Source organism: Xylophilus sp. ASV27, from assembly GCF_016428875.1.
In the GTDB taxonomy this organism is placed as follows: Bacteria; Pseudomonadota; Gammaproteobacteria; order Burkholderiales; family Burkholderiaceae_C; genus Xylophilus.
Genome location: NZ_JAELTO010000461.1, coordinates 1 through 223 on the forward strand (window position 1 = coordinate 1; position 223 = coordinate 223).

The window sequence follows — 223 nt, forward strand, 5'->3', positions numbered from 1 at the left end:
CCTCGGACGTGAGCGGGTGCCCGATGGCACCACGCTGCTGAAGTTCCGGCGCCTGCTGGAGGCGCACAAGTTGGGCGAGCAACTGTTCGCCACGGTAGGCCAGACGCTGCAGGCCCGAGGTCTGAAGGTGGGCACGGGCACGATCGTGGACGCCACCATCATCGGCGCGCCCAGCTCGACGAAGAACGCGGACAAGGCGCGCGACCCCGAGATGCACCAGACC

Annotated in this window: 1 pseudogene; it reads left to right on the forward strand. The window is 68.6% G+C overall.

Going from position 1 to position 223, the window contains the following annotated elements:
- Window positions 1-223: pseudogene (locus JHD63_RS25340) on the forward strand (IS5/IS1182 family transposase); the annotation flags it as partial.